General features: G+C 69.7%; 18 protein-coding genes. 7 read left to right on the top strand and 11 right to left on the bottom strand.

What is annotated here, in order from left to right:
• Window positions 1-75 precede the first annotated feature (75 nt).
• The 3 genes from HMF7854_RS00265 to HMF7854_RS15615 all read left to right on the top strand — a co-directional run bounded on the left by HMF7854_RS00265 (window position 76) and on the right by HMF7854_RS15615 (window position 1,972).
• The gene (locus tag HMF7854_RS00265; RefSeq protein ID WP_126717279.1) at window positions 76-1,059 is read left to right on the top strand and encodes a TerC/Alx family metal homeostasis membrane protein; all 984 of its coding nucleotides are present in this window, start codon (window positions 76-78) and stop codon (window positions 1,057-1,059) included.
• A 69-nt stretch (window positions 1,060-1,128) separates the two neighbouring features.
• A complete protein-coding gene (locus tag HMF7854_RS00260; RefSeq protein ID WP_126717278.1) occupies window positions 1,129-1,728 on the top strand; it encodes a hypothetical protein in 600 nt (199 codons plus the stop codon).
• 100 nt (window positions 1,729-1,828) lie between these two features.
• Window positions 1,829-1,972 carry a hypothetical protein gene (locus tag HMF7854_RS15615; protein ID WP_185829099.1) on the top strand — a complete coding sequence of 48 codons (144 nt, stop codon included), beginning with the start codon at window positions 1,829-1,831 and terminating at the stop codon, window positions 1,970-1,972.
• Here HMF7854_RS15615 and HMF7854_RS00255 read toward each other — a convergent pair.
• A complete protein-coding gene (locus HMF7854_RS00255) occupies window positions 1,969-2,304 on the bottom strand; it encodes a hypothetical protein (RefSeq protein ID WP_126717277.1) in 336 nt (111 codons plus the stop codon). The genes HMF7854_RS15615 and HMF7854_RS00255 overlap by 4 nt on opposite strands.
• A gap of 98 nt (window positions 2,305-2,402) precedes the next feature.
• Window positions 2,403-3,989 (bottom strand): lysine--tRNA ligase, encoded by a 1,587-nt coding sequence (locus HMF7854_RS00250; protein WP_126717276.1) that lies wholly within the window; start codon window positions 3,987-3,989, stop codon window positions 2,403-2,405.
• A gap of 115 nt (window positions 3,990-4,104) precedes the next feature.
• On the opposite strand from HMF7854_RS00250, the gene HMF7854_RS00245 reads away from it, so the two are divergent.
• The 3 genes from HMF7854_RS00245 (at window position 4,105) to HMF7854_RS00240 (ending at window position 6,201) form a co-directional block, all read left to right on the top strand.
• Window positions 4,105-4,623, top strand: coding sequence for a PilZ domain-containing protein (locus HMF7854_RS00245; RefSeq protein ID WP_126717275.1), 519 nt, complete (start codon window positions 4,105-4,107; stop codon window positions 4,621-4,623).
• A gap of 91 nt (window positions 4,624-4,714) precedes the next feature.
• Window positions 4,715-4,882, top strand: a complete 168-nt coding sequence (locus HMF7854_RS15610; protein WP_185829098.1) for a hypothetical protein — start codon at window positions 4,715-4,717, stop codon at window positions 4,880-4,882.
• A 140-nt stretch (window positions 4,883-5,022) separates the two neighbouring features.
• Entirely contained in the window at window positions 5,023-6,201 is a 1,179-nt protein-coding gene (locus HMF7854_RS00240; RefSeq protein ID WP_126717274.1) for an acyltransferase family protein, read from the top strand.
• Between the two features lie 211 nt (window positions 6,202-6,412).
• On the opposite strand, the gene HMF7854_RS00235 is transcribed toward HMF7854_RS00240, so the two are convergent.
• Window positions 6,413-6,718 carry a hypothetical protein gene (locus HMF7854_RS00235; RefSeq protein ID WP_126717273.1) on the bottom strand — a complete coding sequence of 102 codons (306 nt, stop codon included), beginning with the start codon at window positions 6,716-6,718 and terminating at the stop codon, window positions 6,413-6,415.
• A gap of 135 nt (window positions 6,719-6,853) precedes the next feature.
• Window positions 6,854-7,672, bottom strand: a complete 819-nt coding sequence (locus tag HMF7854_RS00230; RefSeq protein WP_126717272.1) for a hypothetical protein — start codon at window positions 7,670-7,672, stop codon at window positions 6,854-6,856.
• A gap of 221 nt (window positions 7,673-7,893) precedes the next feature.
• Here HMF7854_RS00230 and HMF7854_RS00225 point away from each other — a divergent pair, with 221 nt between their 5' ends.
• Window positions 7,894-10,605, top strand: a complete 2,712-nt coding sequence (locus HMF7854_RS00225) for an ATP-dependent DNA helicase (protein WP_420822355.1) — start codon at window positions 7,894-7,896, stop codon at window positions 10,603-10,605.
• A gap of 51 nt (window positions 10,606-10,656) precedes the next feature.
• Here HMF7854_RS00225 and HMF7854_RS00220 read toward each other — a convergent pair whose 3' ends face one another.
• The 7 genes from HMF7854_RS00220 to HMF7854_RS00190 form a co-directional block, all read right to left on the bottom strand.
• Window positions 10,657-11,013, bottom strand: coding sequence for a MerR family transcriptional regulator (locus HMF7854_RS00220; protein ID WP_126717271.1), 357 nt, complete (start codon window positions 11,011-11,013; stop codon window positions 10,657-10,659).
• Between the two features lie 4 nt (window positions 11,014-11,017).
• Complete coding sequence (locus tag HMF7854_RS00215) at window positions 11,018-11,353, bottom strand: integration host factor subunit alpha (RefSeq protein WP_239016772.1); 336 nt, start codon at window positions 11,351-11,353, stop codon at window positions 11,018-11,020.
• Window positions 11,354-11,466: 113 nt separating this feature from the next.
• Window positions 11,467-12,423, bottom strand: a complete 957-nt coding sequence (locus HMF7854_RS00210; RefSeq protein ID WP_126717270.1) for a beta-ketoacyl-ACP synthase III — start codon at window positions 12,421-12,423, stop codon at window positions 11,467-11,469.
• On the bottom strand, window positions 12,423-13,475 hold the full coding sequence (plsX, locus tag HMF7854_RS00205) for a phosphate acyltransferase PlsX (RefSeq protein WP_275401994.1): 1,053 nt from the start codon (window positions 13,473-13,475) through the stop codon (window positions 12,423-12,425). Before plsX ends, HMF7854_RS00210 begins: the two co-directional genes overlap by 1 nt.
• A gap of 22 nt (window positions 13,476-13,497) precedes the next feature.
• The gene (gene rpmF, locus HMF7854_RS00200) at window positions 13,498-13,677 is read right to left on the bottom strand and encodes a 50S ribosomal protein L32 (protein WP_126717269.1); all 180 of its coding nucleotides are present in this window, start codon (window positions 13,675-13,677) and stop codon (window positions 13,498-13,500) included.
• A gap of 112 nt (window positions 13,678-13,789) precedes the next feature.
• Window positions 13,790-14,467, bottom strand: a complete 678-nt coding sequence (locus tag HMF7854_RS00195; RefSeq protein WP_126717268.1) for an MBL fold metallo-hydrolase — start codon at window positions 14,465-14,467, stop codon at window positions 13,790-13,792.
• Window positions 14,468-14,472: 5 nt separating this feature from the next.
• On the bottom strand, window positions 14,473-15,738 hold the full coding sequence (locus HMF7854_RS00190; RefSeq protein ID WP_126717267.1) for a dipeptidase: 1,266 nt from the start codon (window positions 15,736-15,738) through the stop codon (window positions 14,473-14,475).
• Window positions 15,739-15,774 lie beyond the last annotated feature (36 nt).

The raw sequence follows: 15,774 nt of genomic DNA, 5'->3' as shown, positions 1-15,774 counted from the left end.
GCGCCGCGTGATGTCGGACGGCGCGTGCCCGCCTGCGCCCTGGCCGGGCGGGCCGACGGCAGAGGATTTGCACCGATGGACCTTTCAACCGCCTCCTGGCTGGGTACCCCGGCCTGGTTCTGGCTCGCCTTCCTCGCGCTGGTCGCGGCGCTCACCGCCTTCGACCTCGGCGTGCTCAACCGCCGCGAGCAGGCGATGGGGGTCGCCCGCAGCCTGCGCCTGTCCGCCTTCTACGTCGCCGTCGCGCTCGCCTTCGGCGGCTGGGTGTGGGCGAGCAAGGGCGCCGCCGACGGGCTCGCCTGGTACACCGGCTATTTCGTCGAGAAGGCGCTGTCGATCGACAATGTCTTCGTCATCTCGCTGATCTTCGGCTTCCTCGCCATCCCGCCGCGCTTTCAGCAGCGGGCGCTGGTGTGGGGGATCGTCGGCGCGATCCTCCTGCGCGGGCTGATGATCGGGGCCGGCGCGGCGCTCGTCGCCGAGGCGGAATGGGTGCTGCTGCTGTTCGCCGCCTTCCTCATCCTGACCGGCGCGAAGATGCTGTTCGCCGCGGACAAGCCGCACGACCTCGCGCAGGACCCGAAGGTCGCCTGGCTGGCACGGCGGCTGCGGGTCACGCCCGAGCTCCACGGCGAGCGCTTCTTCGTCCGCACCGGCACGGCGGCGCGCTGGGCGGCGACCCCGCTGTTCCTCGCGCTGGTGCTGGTCAACCTCGCCGACCTCGTCTTCGCGGTCGACAGCGTCCCGGCGATCTTCGCGATCAGCACCGACCCCTTCATCGTCTACACCTCCAACATCATGGCGGTGCTGGGGCTTCGCGCACTCTACTTCGCGCTGGCCGCGGCGGTCGACCGCTTCACCCTGCTGAAGCCGGCGCTGGCGCTGATCCTCCTGTTCATCGGCGGCAAGATCGTCGCGGCCGAGGCGCTCGGCATCGACAAGGTGCCGCCCTTGCTCTCGCTCGGCGTGACGGTCGCGATCCTGGCCGGCGGAGTGCTGCTCTCGCTGCGTCGGGAACGGCAGGAAACCGCGGCTTTCCGCCCGCTGAACGGCGGGTAGTTTGCCGTTCACGCAACATTCGTGCGCCCCGGCTCGTTACCCACCCGATACGCAAATCGAGGAGTCACCATGTCCAAGTTCATTCTCGCGGCCGCCGCCGCCGCCGTCGCCATCCCGATGGCCGCCAGCGCGCCGGCCGCCGCCCAGCAGTACGGCTATGCCCCCTATGGCAACGACTACGGCTATCGCGAGCAGGTCCGCCAGTGCAACCAGGACCTGCGTTCGCGCGGCTATGACGGGGCGCGCTTCCGCGACCTCAACCAGTGCCGCCGCTTCGCCAACCGCTATTCGTCGAACGGCTACCGCGACGGCTACGCCTCGAACGGCTACCGCGACGGCGGCAACTGGCAGAATTATCGCAACTACGACTACAACCGGGCCGATCCCGCCTACGGCGGCTATTATGCCGACCGCTACTACCGCGACGGCCAGAACTACCAGCAGCGCCAGCTGAGCTACGACGACCGCGTCTATCGCGGCCAGAACGGCCAGTACTACTGCCGCCGCTCGGACGGCACGACCGGGCTGATCGTCGGCGGCGTGGCCGGCGGCGTGCTCGGCAACATCCTGCCGATCGGCGGTTCGTCGACCCTGCGCACGATCATCGGCGGCGCGGCCGGCGCGGCGCTCGGCTCGTCGGTCGACCGCGGCCAGGTGAACTGCCGCTAAGCCTTTCGCTGGAGCGAAGGAGAGAGAGGGGTCGGCCCGCGCCGGCCCCTTTTTCGTGCGCGGGCCGTTCAAATGGCTCGCTTCGAGGAGGAACGCGTCGATGTCCGAGACCAAGGGCCATGGCAGCCACGCCGCCAAGCGCGCCAATGCGGCGGCCGACAAGGAAGGCAAGAAGAACCCCCGTACCTCGTGCAAGGCGCAGTCGATCCTCGGCAAGAAGGGCGCGGCGGCGAAGAAGGACTAGCGGTCGGGCGTGATCCCGGCGCGGCGCAGCCAGCCCGGCGGCGCGGTGCCCTGCTCGCGCCGCGGCTCGGGCGCGCGGAAGGTTTCGCGGGTCGGGATGGCGGACACGAAGATGCCGACGGCGAGCACCGCCAGCAGCACGATGAGGACGACGAACGGCAGGGTGCCGAGGCTGAAGCGCGGAGCGGCCGGTTCGCGACCGGGCGTGACCCGCCGGCGCGCGCGCGACGCATAGCGCCGGAAGCTCGCGCGGGGGTCGGTATAATCCTCCACGCGAGTCCAGGCACGCTCGGCCCGCGGCTCCGGCGGGACCACGTCTTTCCGTTTGCTCATCGCTCCCGAAGGTGGGGGCGTCGGCGCGGAAAAGCAAAGCCGCTCAAGCGACTGGTCGCCGCCCTGATGCATTCCGGCGACAGGCCGCGCGGCCCGCGTCAGCCTTCCGCGCTGGCGAGGGCCTGGGCGATCAGGTGGCGGCTGTTGTCGATGCCGTAGAGCGCGATGAAGCTGCCCATGCGGGGACCCTGCGGCGAGCCGAGCAGCGTTTCGTAGAGCGCCTGAAACCAGTGGCGGAGCGACTCGAAGGGCTGGCGCTTGCCGATCTCGAACACCTGGTTCTGGATCTCGTCGGCGCTGGCGTCGGCGGGCAGCACGGCGAGCATGCCGTCGAGTTCGTTGAGCGCCTCGATTTCCATTCCGACTGGCCGGCGGCGCTTCAGCGTCGGGACGACGAAGTCGCGGGCGTAGTTGACGGCGAGGCCGATCAGCTCGTCGAGCTCCGGGTTCGCTTCGGGCGAAAGGTCGGGCTGGTAGCGGCGGACGAACTTCCAGGCGGTGTCCTTGTCGGCGACTCCGGGCAGGCTGGTGAGGTTGAGCAGCAGCCCGAAGCTGAGCGGCAGGGTCGAGGCGGGGACCTTCCCCTCGTGGATGTGGTGGACCGGATTGCCGAGCTTCTGCTCGGGCGGCTGGTCGGGCCACTTCTCGCGGAACTGCCAATAGTCGTCGACCGCGCGCGGAATGAGGCCGAGGTGGAGGCTCTTGGCCTTCTTTGGCTCGCGGTAGAGATAGAAGGCGAGGCTATCCTCGCTGCCGTAGGTCAGCCAGTCCTCGAGCCCGAGGCCATTGCCCTTGGACTTGCTGATCTTCTCGCCCTTCTCGTCGAGGAACATCTCGTAGTTGAAGCCCTCGGGCGGGCGTTGCCCAAGCACCCGGGCGATCTTGCCCGACTGGACGACGCTGTCGATGAGGTCCTTGCCCGCCATCTCGTAATCGACGCCAAGCGCGACCCAGCGCATCGCCCAGTCGACCTTCCACTGGAGCTTGGCCATGCCGCCGAGCGCCGACTGGGTAACTTCGCTGCCGTCCTCGTCGGTGAAGGCGATGGTGCCGGCCGCCGCGTCGACGACGCGGACCGGGACCTGGAGGACGCGGCCGGTCGAGGGCGAGACGGGGAGGACGGGCGAATAGGTCTGCCGCCGCTCCTCGCGCAGGGTCGGGAGCATGACGCCCATGATCTCGTCGAAGTGCGCGAGGACGGAGCGGAGCGTCGGGTCGAAGCGGCCGGACGAATAGCAGTCGCTGGCCGAGAGAAACTCATAATCGAAGCCGAAGCGGTCGAGGAAGGAGCGGAGCAGCGCGTTGTTGTGATGCGCGAAGCTCTCGTGACAGCCGAACGGGTCGGGGACCTTCGTCAGCGGCTTGCCGAGCGCTTCCTGCAACAGCGCGGGGTTGGGGACGTTGTCGGGGACCTTGCGCAGCCCGTCCATGTCGTCGCTGAAGGCGATCAGGCGCGTGGGCGCGCCGCCGGTCAGGGTCTCGTAGGCGCGGCGGACCCAGGTGGTGCGGAGCACCTCGGTGAAAGTGCCGATGTGGGGGAGGCCCGAGGGGCCGTAGCCGGTCTCAAAGACCATCGGCTCGCCGCCGGGCTTGCCGTCGGGCCAGCGCTTCATGAGCTTGCGCGCTTCCTCGAACGGCCAGGCCTTGGAGGTGAGGGCGGCGGAGCGGAGCGCGTCGTCGGTCATCCCCGCCCGAATGTCTGTTCGCAGGTGCGAAGGCAAGGGGCGGCGCGCGATCGGGATCGCCGGATCGGGGCCAGCTTCAACGGATCGTTAAGATTTTCCGTTCATCGCTGGCTTCATGAGTGCTTCCAAGCGTGCCGGCTCGACCCCCGAGGTCGAAAGCCCCTCGGCGGCGAAGGGCGGCAGCCGGCGCACGGCGGAGCGGCGTCCGCTCCGGCTGGGCTCGGTCCTCTCCGACGACGAGACGGAGATCCTCATCCGCGACCTGTCGCCGACCGGACTGCTGATCGAGACCGCGCGCGAGCTGACGATCGGCGAGACGCTGGTCGTCGACATCCCCGAACGCGGCCCGAGCGAGGCGCGGGTGGTGTGGAGCAGCGGCCGCTTCTTCGGCTGCGAGTTCCGCCAGAGCATCACCTCGGCCGCGATCAGCGCGGCGGTGCTGCAGAGCCCGTTCGAGCGGGCGATCGTCGATGGCGAGACGTTCGACTCGGTGCGCCAGCGGATCGCCGCCGCGCAGGCCGAGCCCGCCGCCGCCGACGACCGGATCCCGCTGCGCGCCAGCGTGATGCTGGTGACCGGGCTGGCGGTCGGCGCCTGGACGCTGATCGGGCTGGGACTGGCCTGGCTGTTCTAGCCGGCGCGCCAGGCCGGGCGCCCGGATGGACAGGAAGGCCGGCTTCCCCGTAAGCTCGCGGTCCTCAGACGGAGGGTCGCCAATGTCCCGCGTGCCTGCAGCGCAACTCGCCTGCCTCGGTTTCGTCCTCGCCAGCCTGATCGTCGATTCGGCGCACATCAACCGCTGGATCCCCATCGGCCTGAGCCTCGCCGGTGTCCTGTGCGGCATCCTGGCAATGCTGCTGTGGCAGCGCGAGCGGGTCAGGGAATCGGGCTGATCGGCCCACGCCCGACCGCCTGTCCGACGGCGCTCTTTCCGACATCCTGCGCGTTCGTCGACGCGCCCGCTGCGATCGCCACTGGGCGGATGCGCCCGCGACTGCCATGGGAGGAGGGGTAAGGCAGGGGCGCTCGCACCATGGATGATTCGTCGGCAGCAACCTCGACCTCGGCGGTAGCGCCGGGGAAGAGCCATTATGTCGTGCTCGACGGGCTCCGCGGCGTCGCCTCGCTTCTGGTGGTCGTGTTCCACCTGTTCGAGGCCTATGCCGACAACGACCCCCAGAAGCAGATCATCAACCACGGCTATCTCGCGGTCGACTTCTTCTTCCTCCTGTCGGGGTTCGTGATCGCCTACGCCTACGACGACCGGTGGGGGCGGATGACGCAGTGGGGCTTCTACAAGCGTCGCCTGATCCGTCTGCAGCCGATGATCGTCCTCGGCAGCCTGATCGGCGCGGCGTTGTTCTGGTTCCAGGACTTCTCGGTCTTTCCCAAGGTAGCGGGAGCCTCGACGGGACAGGTGCTGCTCGTCATGCTGCTCGGCGCGCTGATGATCCCGCTGCCCAAGTCGGCCGATATCCGCGGCTGGGACGAAATCTATCCGCTCAACGGGCCGGCGTGGTCGCTGTTCTACGAATATGTCGCGAACATCCTCTATGCCGTGGGGGTCCGGAAGCTCTCCAACCGCGGGCTGGGCATCCTGGTCGCGGTCGGGGGCGCGGCGCTTGTCGGCCTGGCGGTGTTCGGAGCCCGCGGCGACCTGATCGGCGGCTGGGCGCTGGATGCGAGCGGGATCCAGATCGGCCTGTCGCGAGTCCTGTTTCCCTTCTTCGCCGGAGTGCTGCTGATGCGGCTGGGAACCCGCATCGTGGTCCGCCACGCCTTCCTCCTGTGCAGCCTGCTGCTGGTCGTCTCCCTCTCGCTGCCACGGATCGGCGGGACCGAACATCTCTGGCTTAACGGGCTGTACGAGGCGGGCTGCATTATTCTTCTGTTCCCGCTGATCGTGGCGATCGGCGCGGGCGAGAAGCGCGAGGAGGGCGCGTCGATCCGGGTCGCCCGCTTCTTCGGCGATCTCTCCTACCCGCTCTACATCACACATTATCCGCTGATTTACATCTACACCGGCTGGGTCGTGGACCGGAAGGTGCCCGGTGCGGAGGGTGCGCTGGTCGGCGCCGGAGTGTTCGTCGCCTCAGTGGCGCTCGCTTACGCCAGCCTCCGGCTCTACGACATCCCGGTGCGGCGGATGCTGAGCGCCCGCCTGCTGGCACGCCGTGGCAGCGAAGTGGGTGCTGAAACCAGTTCAGCATGACGGGTGGTGTGGCCCGGCCTCCCGCCCCAGCGCTTCGTTTCCTTCCCTCTTTCAACCGGGGAGCGGGGTTGCTTCAGCTAATCCCGGTCTGACCGACATGCCGCAGTGGCGGATCGGCCGCGCGCTGCTCGACCGCCAGCGGTTGCCCCTTCAACCGGTCGGTCTCCTTGCCGGTCGCTATGTCCGGCTACCGCCTATTGTGGGCATTCATCTAGAGCCAAACTGGCTTTGCTGTTTCACTAGACCATTCCCAGTCGCGGAGCATGTCTAGGGACGGTTCCGCCTCATTGTAGTCGCCGCCCTCGCAACATGAGTATCCGTAGCCCGCGTTCAAAAGCGCGTCAGTGTGGGCGTCGATAACGCCGAGGTCACCATCGACCACCATCCCCCGAGGAGCACCGAACTGTGTCAGCAGTGCTGTGAACTCCACTGGACCTAGGCCTCCCTGGAATACAAATGGTGAGATGACCTGGACGCCGAGGTGATCGCCGAGCTGTTGCCAGAAGTTGCGTGCCATTCAGTTCTCGTAGTCAGGTCGACGTCCGCTATCCATCCGAAGCCGCAGCCAATTATGGTCGTAGCGCTTCGCGCGCCTGCTGCCGCTCAGGAAAGGTGCCGCGGTTCGGCTGGCGCCAGGACGGCTGCCGAGGCCTCAGTGGCTGGTCGCCGCCCGGTCGCCGGTGCAGGCCCACAGGGCGGAGGTGGAGGCGAGATTCCGGTCGGGGACGGGGATCAGCGCGCGCAGCTCGTCGGTGAAGACGCCGTCGACCCGTAGGCTGATCGAGAATCCCTCGACCGCGTCGGCGCCGTGGAACTGGTTCACCGTGTCGAACCAGGCGCTGTAGCCCTCGAAATATTTCTTCTCGCCGCTCTGCCTGTCCATCACGAAAAAGGGCTTCTTGAGGTTGGGGCGGAACCAGATGAAGTCGTGGACCTGCTCGGTCCGGTCATGGTCGCGGTGCGCCGGCACGCGCTTACCGTTGAAGTCGTACATGATGAGCATCCGGCCGACCGACTTGAACGGCATGGTGGCGATGAAGTCCATCACCTCGGGGAAGGCGGCGGCGTGCTCGGACACTTCCCACAGCTCGGCCTTGTCGAGGTCGGCATATTCCGAGCTGGTCCCGCGCCTGTTCTTCGACAGTTCGACGAGGCGCGAGCCGGCCATGCGGTTGTCGAGCAGGTCGAGCGTGTAGGGGCCGGTCCAGAACTTGCCGTCGTCCTGCTGGCGCGGGGCGAGCTTTTCGCGCAGCACGGGCTCGAGCGCGCGGAGGCGGTCGACGTCGATGAACCGGTCCATCGAGGCGTAGGCGGGGAAGCGGATGCGCGGGTCGACCCACGCCTGCTCGACCGAGCGGTGCGCCTCCTGCACCTTCTTGCGGTCGCGGAAGGCCCGCATCTTCTCGACCAGCGGCATGACCTGGTCGTCGACGCCGAGCGCCTTGCTGGTCCGTCCGATGAGATCCTTCACGGCGGTGTTCCCTAACGCTGGTGTTTACCCGGAGTTAAACCCGGGATGATGCACGCGGTCTTGCCTTGTCAAGCACGCCAACGCGGCTGGGGCTCGAGCGTTCAAAAAGGAGACGCGGGGGAACGCGTCGCCTGGCGGCAAGGCGGGGCGCCGGCCGGCGATTGCCGAGCGGCCGCAGGATCGCCGTTGCCAATTCGTTCCGGGCAGCCCATTTCCGGCGGGTGACCCTGCCGCCACTTCCCGCCCTCCACGCCACCCATGCCGGGATCTGGCTCGTCGACGGGTTGGGCGAGGTCCGCGCGGTGGCTCGGGGCGAGGCGATCGCGCGGGCGGCGGAAACCCCGCACATCATCCTGAACGCGCCGCTGGTGGGGCAGCGGCTGGGCTATCCGGAGCTGTCCGGGCTCGACCTGCTCGAGCTGTTCGCCTTCGTCCACCCGGCGCGCTTCGCGGTGCCGACCGTGGCGGGGATGGCGCGCGCGGTGGGGCTGGCGGCTCCGGCGGGCGAGGCGGAGGGGGCGGCGCTGCTGGTGCGGATCGCGCGCGCGCTGCTTGAGGGGATGACAAACCGGGACTGGGCCGAGCGCGAGGGGGCGTGGACCAGCAACGCGACGCTGCACCGGCTTGGTTGGGGCTGGGCGCCGCTGGTCGGGATGACGCTGGTGCGGCCCGAGCGCGGCGAGCGGATGCTGTGGTCGCGGCTGCCGCAATGGGAAAAGAGCGCCGACCGGCCACCCCCGCGTAGCGTTCGGATCGGCGAGGAGGAGGCGAAGCAGCGGCTCGGGCTTCTGACCGGCCAGGGTGCCGAGGCGCGCGAGGGGCAGCAGGCGATGGCGGCGGCGGCGACCAGCGTGTTCGGGGCGCGGCTTCGCGACGGGCCGAAAATGATGCTGGCGGAAGCGGGGACGGGGATCGGCAAGACGCTCGCCTATCTCGCGCCCGCCTCGCTGTGGGCGGCGGAAGCGGGCGGCGCGGTGTGGGTGTCGACCTATACCAAGGCGCTGCAGCGGCAGCTCGACGCGGAAGGGGCGCGGCTGTTCCCCGACGCGGAGGAGCGCAAGAGCCGGATCGTCGTGCGCAAGGGGCGGGAGAATTATCTCTGCCTCCTGAACCTCGAGGACGCGCTGCAGGGGAGTTTCTCCGGCCGCGCGGCGATCCTCGCGCAGCTGGTCGGGCGCTGGGCGGCGTTCAGCAAGGACGGCGACATGGTCGGCGGCGATTTGCCGGGCTGGCTGCCGAGCCTGTTCCGCCGCGCCGGGGCGACCGCGCTGACCGACCGCCGCGGCGAGTGCGTCTATGCCGGCTGCCCGCATTACCGCCGCTGCTTCATCGAGCGCGCCGAGCGGGCGAGCCGGGACGCCGACCTGGTGATCGCCAATCATGCGCTGGTGATGGTCAACGCGGCGCGGGCGCGGATGCAGCGGCCGCCCGAGCGGATCCTGTTCGACGAGGGTCACCACCTGTTCGACGCGTCGGATTCGACCTTCGCGGTGGTGCTCGGCGGGCAGGAGATGATCGAGCTGAGGCGCTGGATCGTCGGCCCGGAGAAGAGCTCGCGCGGGCGGCGGCGAGGCTTGGCGGCGCGACTGATGGACGTCTGCAGCTACGACGAGCCGGGGGCCGAAGCGCTCGACGCGGCGGTCGACGCGGCGCGGCATCTGCCGAGCGACGGCTGGCTGCAACGGCTGGCGGAGAACGACCCGTTTGGGTCGCTCGAGCATCTGCTCGCCGAGGTGCGCGGCACGGTTTACGCCAGGGCCAAGGCGCAGGACGCGGGGTATGGGCTGGAGACCGAGCTGGCCGAGCCGGACGCGGCGCTGGTGTCGGCGTCGGTCGCGGCGATGGAGGCGCTCGAAGGATTGCAGCGGCCGCTGGCGGCGCTCGGGCGACGGCTGGAGGCGGTGCTCGAGGAAGCGCCCGACTGGCTCGACGCGCAAGCCCGCGCGCGGGTCGAGGGAGCGATCGCCGGGCTGACCTGGCGCGGCGGCGCGCTGGCGGCGTGGATCGCGCTGCTGGCGCGGGTGGCGGGGAGCGGCGATCCCGATTTCGTCGACTGGCTGGCGGTCGATCGGGTCGAGGGGCGCGAATATGACGTGGCGATCCACCGCCGCTGGCTCGACCCGACTCGCCCGCTGGCCCAGGCGGTGCTGGCCCCGGCGAGCGGGGTGCTGGTCACCTCGGCGACGCTGCGGGGGGGCGAGGAGGGCTGGAGCGGCGCCGAGGGGCGGACCGGGGCGAGCCACCTCCAGGTGCCGGTCGAGCATTTCGCCGCGGAGAGCCCGTTCGACTATGGCGGCTCGTCCGAGGTGCTGGTCGTCACCGACGTCAAGCAGGGGGACCTGCCGGCGCTCAGCGGCGCCTATGCGCGGCTGATCGAGGCGGCGGGGGGCGGGACGCTCGGGCTGTTCACCGCCATCTCGCGGCTGCGCGCGGTGCACAGCCGGATCGCGGACCGGCTGGCGCGGGAGGGGCTGCCGCTGCTCGCCCAGCATGTCGACCCGATCGACACCGGAACGCTGGTCGACATGTTCCGCGACGATCCGCGCGCCAGCCTGCTCGGGACCGACGCGCTGCGCGACGGGGTCGACGTGCCGGGCGAGTCGCTGCGGCTGGTGGTGATGGAGCGGGTGCCGTGGCCGCGCCCGACCGTGCTGCACGCGGCGCGGCGGATGGCGGGCGGCGGCTCGGCCTATGACGACCGGGTGATCAAGGCGCGGCTGGCGCAGGCGTTCGGCCGGCTTATCCGCCGGCACGGCGACCGCGGCCAGTTCGTGATCCTGTCGGCGGCGATGCCGTCGCGGCTGCTCTCGGCCTTCCCGGCGGGAGTGCGGGTGTCGCGGGTGCCGCTGGACGAGGCGATCGCGCGGGTGCGGGGCTTCCGCGGGGGTAGTGTCGGCGAGGAGGTGGCGGCGCGGGAGGCGGTGGGGCCTTAGCTCGGGCCGGGGTCACCCTCCCACTCCCTGAAAGGAGCGGGCATTCGAAGCTTAGGAATCGAGCGCTTCGGCGAGCGCGGCGCGGATGGCGCGGAGGTCGTCGGTGCTGGTGCCGGGAGCGACCGCCGGCTCGATCGCGGCGGGCGACGCCTCGGGCTCGGCCCCGCCGTCCTTGAGCAGCTTCTGAACGCCGCGGATGGTGTAGCCCTGCTCGTTCAGCAGGCGGTGGATGCGGCGCGCGAGCTCGATGTCGGCGGGGCGATAGTAGCGGCGATTGCCGGCGCGCTGCAGCGGACGCAGCGGGAACTTCGTCTCCCAGTAGCGCAGGATGTGCTGGGCGACGCCGAGTTCCTCCGCCAGCTCCCCGATGGTCCGGAAAGCCTGCGGGTCCTTGCCGACGCCGACCACGCGGCTACCCGCGCGCGATCCTGTCGCGCATCATCTGACTGGCGCGGAAGGTCATGACGCGGCGGGGGGCGATCGGCACCTCGATCCCGGTCTTGGGATTGCGGCCGACCCGCTCGCCCTTGTCGCGCAGGATGAAGCTGCCGAAGCCCGAGATCTTGACGTTCTCGCCCTCCGAGAGGGCGTGGCACATGTGGTAGAGCAGCCGCTCGACCAGCCCGGCGCTCTCCGCCCGGCTCAGTCCCAGACGCCGGTGGACGACGTCGCCGAGATCGGCACGGGTCAGCGTTCCCCCATGCATCTCGAGATTGCTCCCGCTCCGCGGAACACCCGCATCGGCCATAATATTCTCCGCCCCTGTTTCCCTCACGCTTCCCCAAGCGCCGTGGCAAGTTAACCGATTAAGCCTTTGTCGGCAATTCGACTTATGCCAGAATTTTGGAGTAGATTCAGTCGTCAGTAACGGATCGCGGCGGCGCCCCAGGTAAATCCGCCGCCCATCGCCTCGAGAACCAGCAGGTCGCCGCGCCGGATCCGGCCGTCGCGGACCGCGGTGTCGAGCGCCAGCGGGACCGAGGCGGCCGAGGTATTGGCGTGCCGGTCGACGGTGACGACGACCTTCTCCGCGGCCAGCCCGAGCTTGCGCGCGGTGGCGTCGAGGATGCGGGCATTGGCCTGGTGCGGGACCACCCAGTCGACGTCGGCGGGCTCGAGCCCGGCCTCGCGGAGCACCCGGGACAGCACCTCGGCGAGGTTGACGACGGCGTGGCGGAAGACCTCGCGGCCCTTCATCCTCAGCTTGCCGACGGTGCCCGTGGTCGAGGGGCCGCCGTCGACGTAGAGCATCTCGTTATGGCGGCCGTCGGCGTGGAGGCTGGTGGCGAGGATCCCGGCCTCGCTTTCCTCGGCCTGGAGGACGAGCGCGCCGGCGCCGTCACCGAACAGGACGCAGGTGGTGCGATCCTCGAAGTCGAGGATCCGGCTGAAGGTCTCGGCGCCGATCACCAGCGCCGCCCTGGCGTTGCCGCCGCGGAGCATCGAATCGGCGACGGTCAGCGCGTAGAGGAAGCCGCTGCACACCGCCTGCACGTCGAAGGCGATGCAGTCGCTGATGCCGAGGCTGGCCTGGACCTTGGTCGCGGAGGAGGGGAAGGTCTGGTCGGGGGTAGCGGTAGCGAGGACGATCAGCCCGACGTCCTGCGGCGACAGGCCGGCCTCGGCGAGCGCCTGGCGGGCGGCATCGGCGGCGAGGCTGGCGGTGGTCTCGCCCTCGCCCGCGAAGTAGCGGTTGCGGATGCCGGTTCGCTCGACGATCCACTCGTCCGAAGTGTCGACCATCTGCGCCATCTCGGCATTGGATACGCTGCGCCGGGGCAGGGCGGAGCCGGTGCCCTTGATAACCGAACGAATCATTATTTGGCGGACTCGGCGAAAGCGTGGGCGCGGAAATTGTCGAGGTCCTCGGCGATCCGCTGGGTGATGTTGTTGCGGACCATCAGCGCCGACAGCTGGACGGCGTTGGCGATGCCCTTGGCATTGGCGCCGCCGTGGCTCTTCACCACCAGCCCGTTGAGGCCGAGGAAGACGGCGCCATTGTGGTTGTTGGGGTCGAGATGGACCTTGAGCATGTGGAGCGCGGGCTTGGACAGGGCGAAGCCCGCCTTGGAGCGCAGCGAGCTGGTGAAGGCGCGGCGAAGGAGATCGGTGACGAAGCGCGCGGTGCCTTCGGCGGTCTTGAGCGCAATGTTGCCGGAGAAGCCGTCGGTGACGACGACGTCGCACTGCGAGCGGGCCAGCTGGTCGCCCTCGATGAAGCCCTCGAACTTGAGCGGGAGGAAGCTCGCCTCGCGCAGCAACGCGGCGGCTTCCTTCAATTCGTCGGTGCCCTTGAGCTCCTCGGTGCCGATGTTGAGCAGCTTGACCCGCGGCTGGCTGATCCCGAGCCCGGTGCGGGCATAGGCCGAGCCCATCACTGCGAACTGGACGAGGTTCTGGACGTCGCACTCGGTGTTGGCGCCGAGGTCGAGCATGACCAGGTCCTTGTCGCCGAGCGTCGGCAGCAGGGCGGCGAGCGCCGGACGGTCGATGCCGGGCATGGTGCGGAGCGCGAGCTTGGCCATCGCCATCAGCGCGCCGGTGTTGCCGGCCGACAGCGCGGCGTCGGCACGGCCTTCCTTCACCGCATTGATCGCCAGCCCCATCGAGGTGGTGCGGGCGCGGCGGATCGCCTGGCTCGGCTTTTCCCCGCCGGCGATGGCGTCGGGGGCATGCTGAATGGCCGCGACCCCGTCGAGCTTGGGGTGCTTGGCGAGCTCGGCGCGGAGCACCGGCTCATCGCCGACGACGAGGAAGCGGAGGGACTTGTCGGCGCGCGCGGCGCGCGCGATCCCCGTGACGATGGCCGCCGGCCCTTCGTCACCTCCCATGGCGTCGATCGCGATCCGCGGGCTGGGCTGCTCGGCCACGCGCGCGCTCCCCGCGCTGCCGTCAGGCTTCGGTCGAGACGATCTCGCGGCCGTTGTAGTGACCGCAGGCCGTGCACAGATTGTGCGGGAGCTTGAGCTCACCGCAGTTCGAGCACTCCTGGAAGCTCGCCGGGGTCAGCGCATGGTGGCTGCGCCGCATGTTGCGCCGCGAGGGCGAGGTTTTTCTCTTCGGAACGGCCATTGCGGCACCTGTCTCACTGAAAAAATGAAGGCGACGACCCACGCCCGGATTGGCTGGGGGGATCGCCGCGACCGGGCTGCCCTATAGCGAAAAAGTGCGTCGGTGCAACCTCTCAAGCCCCGGCCGGGGTGCCGAGCACGCGGTCGGCGACGAAGCCGTTCGACTGGCGCTCGCGGGCGAAGGTCGACATCGGCCCGTGACCGGGGATGAACATCGTCTCGCCGCCCATCGGCCAGAGCTTGCCAACGATCGAGTCGAGCAGCGCCTGGTGGTCGCTGCGGGGGAAGTCGGTGCGGCCGATCGAGCCCTGGAACAGCACGTCGCCGACCAGCGCGAGGTTCGATTCGGAATGGTGGAAGACGATGTGTCCCGGGGTGTGGCCGGGGGTGTGGCTGACCGCGAAGACCAGCTCGCCCACGCTCACCGTGTCGCCGTCCTCGAGCCAGCGGTCGGGCTCGAACGGGCGGGCGTCGATGCCGTAGCTGCGGCCGTCCTCCTCGAGCCGGGCGATCCAGAAGCGGTCCTCCTCCTGCGGCCCCTCGATCGGCACGCCGAGGTCTTCCGCGAGCATCCCGGCCTGACCGCAATGGTCGATATGGCCGTGGGTGAGGAGGATCTTCTCGACCGTGACCCCGGCCTGCGCCGCGGCGGCCTTGAGCCGGGGGAGGTCGCCGCCGGGATCGACGAAGGCGCCGCGCATCGTCTTCGTGCACCAGAGAAGCGTGCAGTTCTGCTGGAGCGGGGTGACGGGAATGATGGTCGCCTGTAGGGGCGGGGTGGGATCGGACATGCCGGTCACTTGGGCGTGGGGACCTCGACTGGCAAGCGGTCCATCGCCGGCGGCACGTCCGTCATCGCGCGGGCGGTCGCCTCGGCGCCGCGCAGGGCGCGCAGGACATTGCCGCCGGCGAGCTTCGCGAGATCGGCGTCGCTCCAGCCGCGGCGGATCAGTTCGGCGAACAGCAGCGGGTAGGACTGGACCCCGGTTAGACCGGTCGGGGTGGCATCGATCCCGTCGAGGTCGGCACCGATCCCGACATGGTCGTGGCCGGCGACCCGCGCGACCTGCTCGATGTGGTCGGCGACGGTGCGGACGTCGACCGGCGGAGCGGGGTGCGCCGCGTCCCACGCCTTGAGCCCGGCCTCGACCCCGGCCTTGCTGGCGCGGTTGTAGACCTTGAGTCGGGCCTCCTCCGCGGCGCGGGCAGCGTCGTGCGCCATGCGGGCGGGGGAGATGAAGCCGGGCACCCAGTTCACCATCACCACACCGCCGTTGGCGGGTAGCAGGCGGAGCACGTCGTCGGGGACGTTGCGGACATGGTCGTTGAGCGCTCGGGCGGAGGAATGGGAGAAGATGACCGGGGCGCGGCTGGCGGCAATCGCCTGCCGCATCACCTCGGGCGAGACGTGGCTGAGGTCCACCAGCATGCCAAGCCGGTTCATCTCGCGGACGACGGCGAGGCCGAACGGGGAGAGGCCGTGGAAGCGCGGCTCGTCGGTCGCGCTGTCGGCCCATTCGGTAGTCTGGTTGTGGGTCAGCGTCATGTAGCGCGCGCCGAGCCGGTAGTAGAGGCGGAGCGCGGCGAGCGAGCCGCCGATCTGCCGGCCGCCCTCGACCCCGATCAGCGAGGCGACCTTGCCGCGGCGATGGATGCGGACGATGTCGGCGGCGGTGAAGGCCTGCTCGAGGTCGGCCGGGTAGGCGGCGATCATCCGCTCGACGATGTCGATCTGTTCGAGCGTGCGGCGGATCGCCTCGTCGCCGGTGTAGGTGCCATCGATGTAGACCGACCAGAACTGGCCGCCGAGCCGGCCGGCGTGGAGCCGCGCCATGTCGGTCATCAGCGGGTGGTCAGGCCAGCGGTCGGTCCCCGACGCGAGGCCGGCGACGCTCGAGCCGTGCGATTCGGCGAGCTGCTCGGCGATGTCGTTGTGGCCGTCGATCAGCTGGGTGCGGCGAAGGATGCGGTCGATCCGCGCCTGGACCGCGGGCGGGATCGGCTGCGCGGCCACGGGAGCAGTCGTGGCGGCGAGCGTCAGCGCGAGAAGCCAGTGACGCATCGTCGTTCCCCCCACCGTGAAGCTGCGAGCTTGTCG

This window comes from Sphingomonas ginkgonis, assembly GCF_003970925.1.
Lineage (GTDB): Bacteria > Pseudomonadota > Alphaproteobacteria > Sphingomonadales > Sphingomonadaceae > Sphingomicrobium > Sphingomicrobium ginkgonis.
Note: the sequence above shows the minus strand (reverse complement) of the source record. Positions and strands in the feature narration are given on the sequence as shown.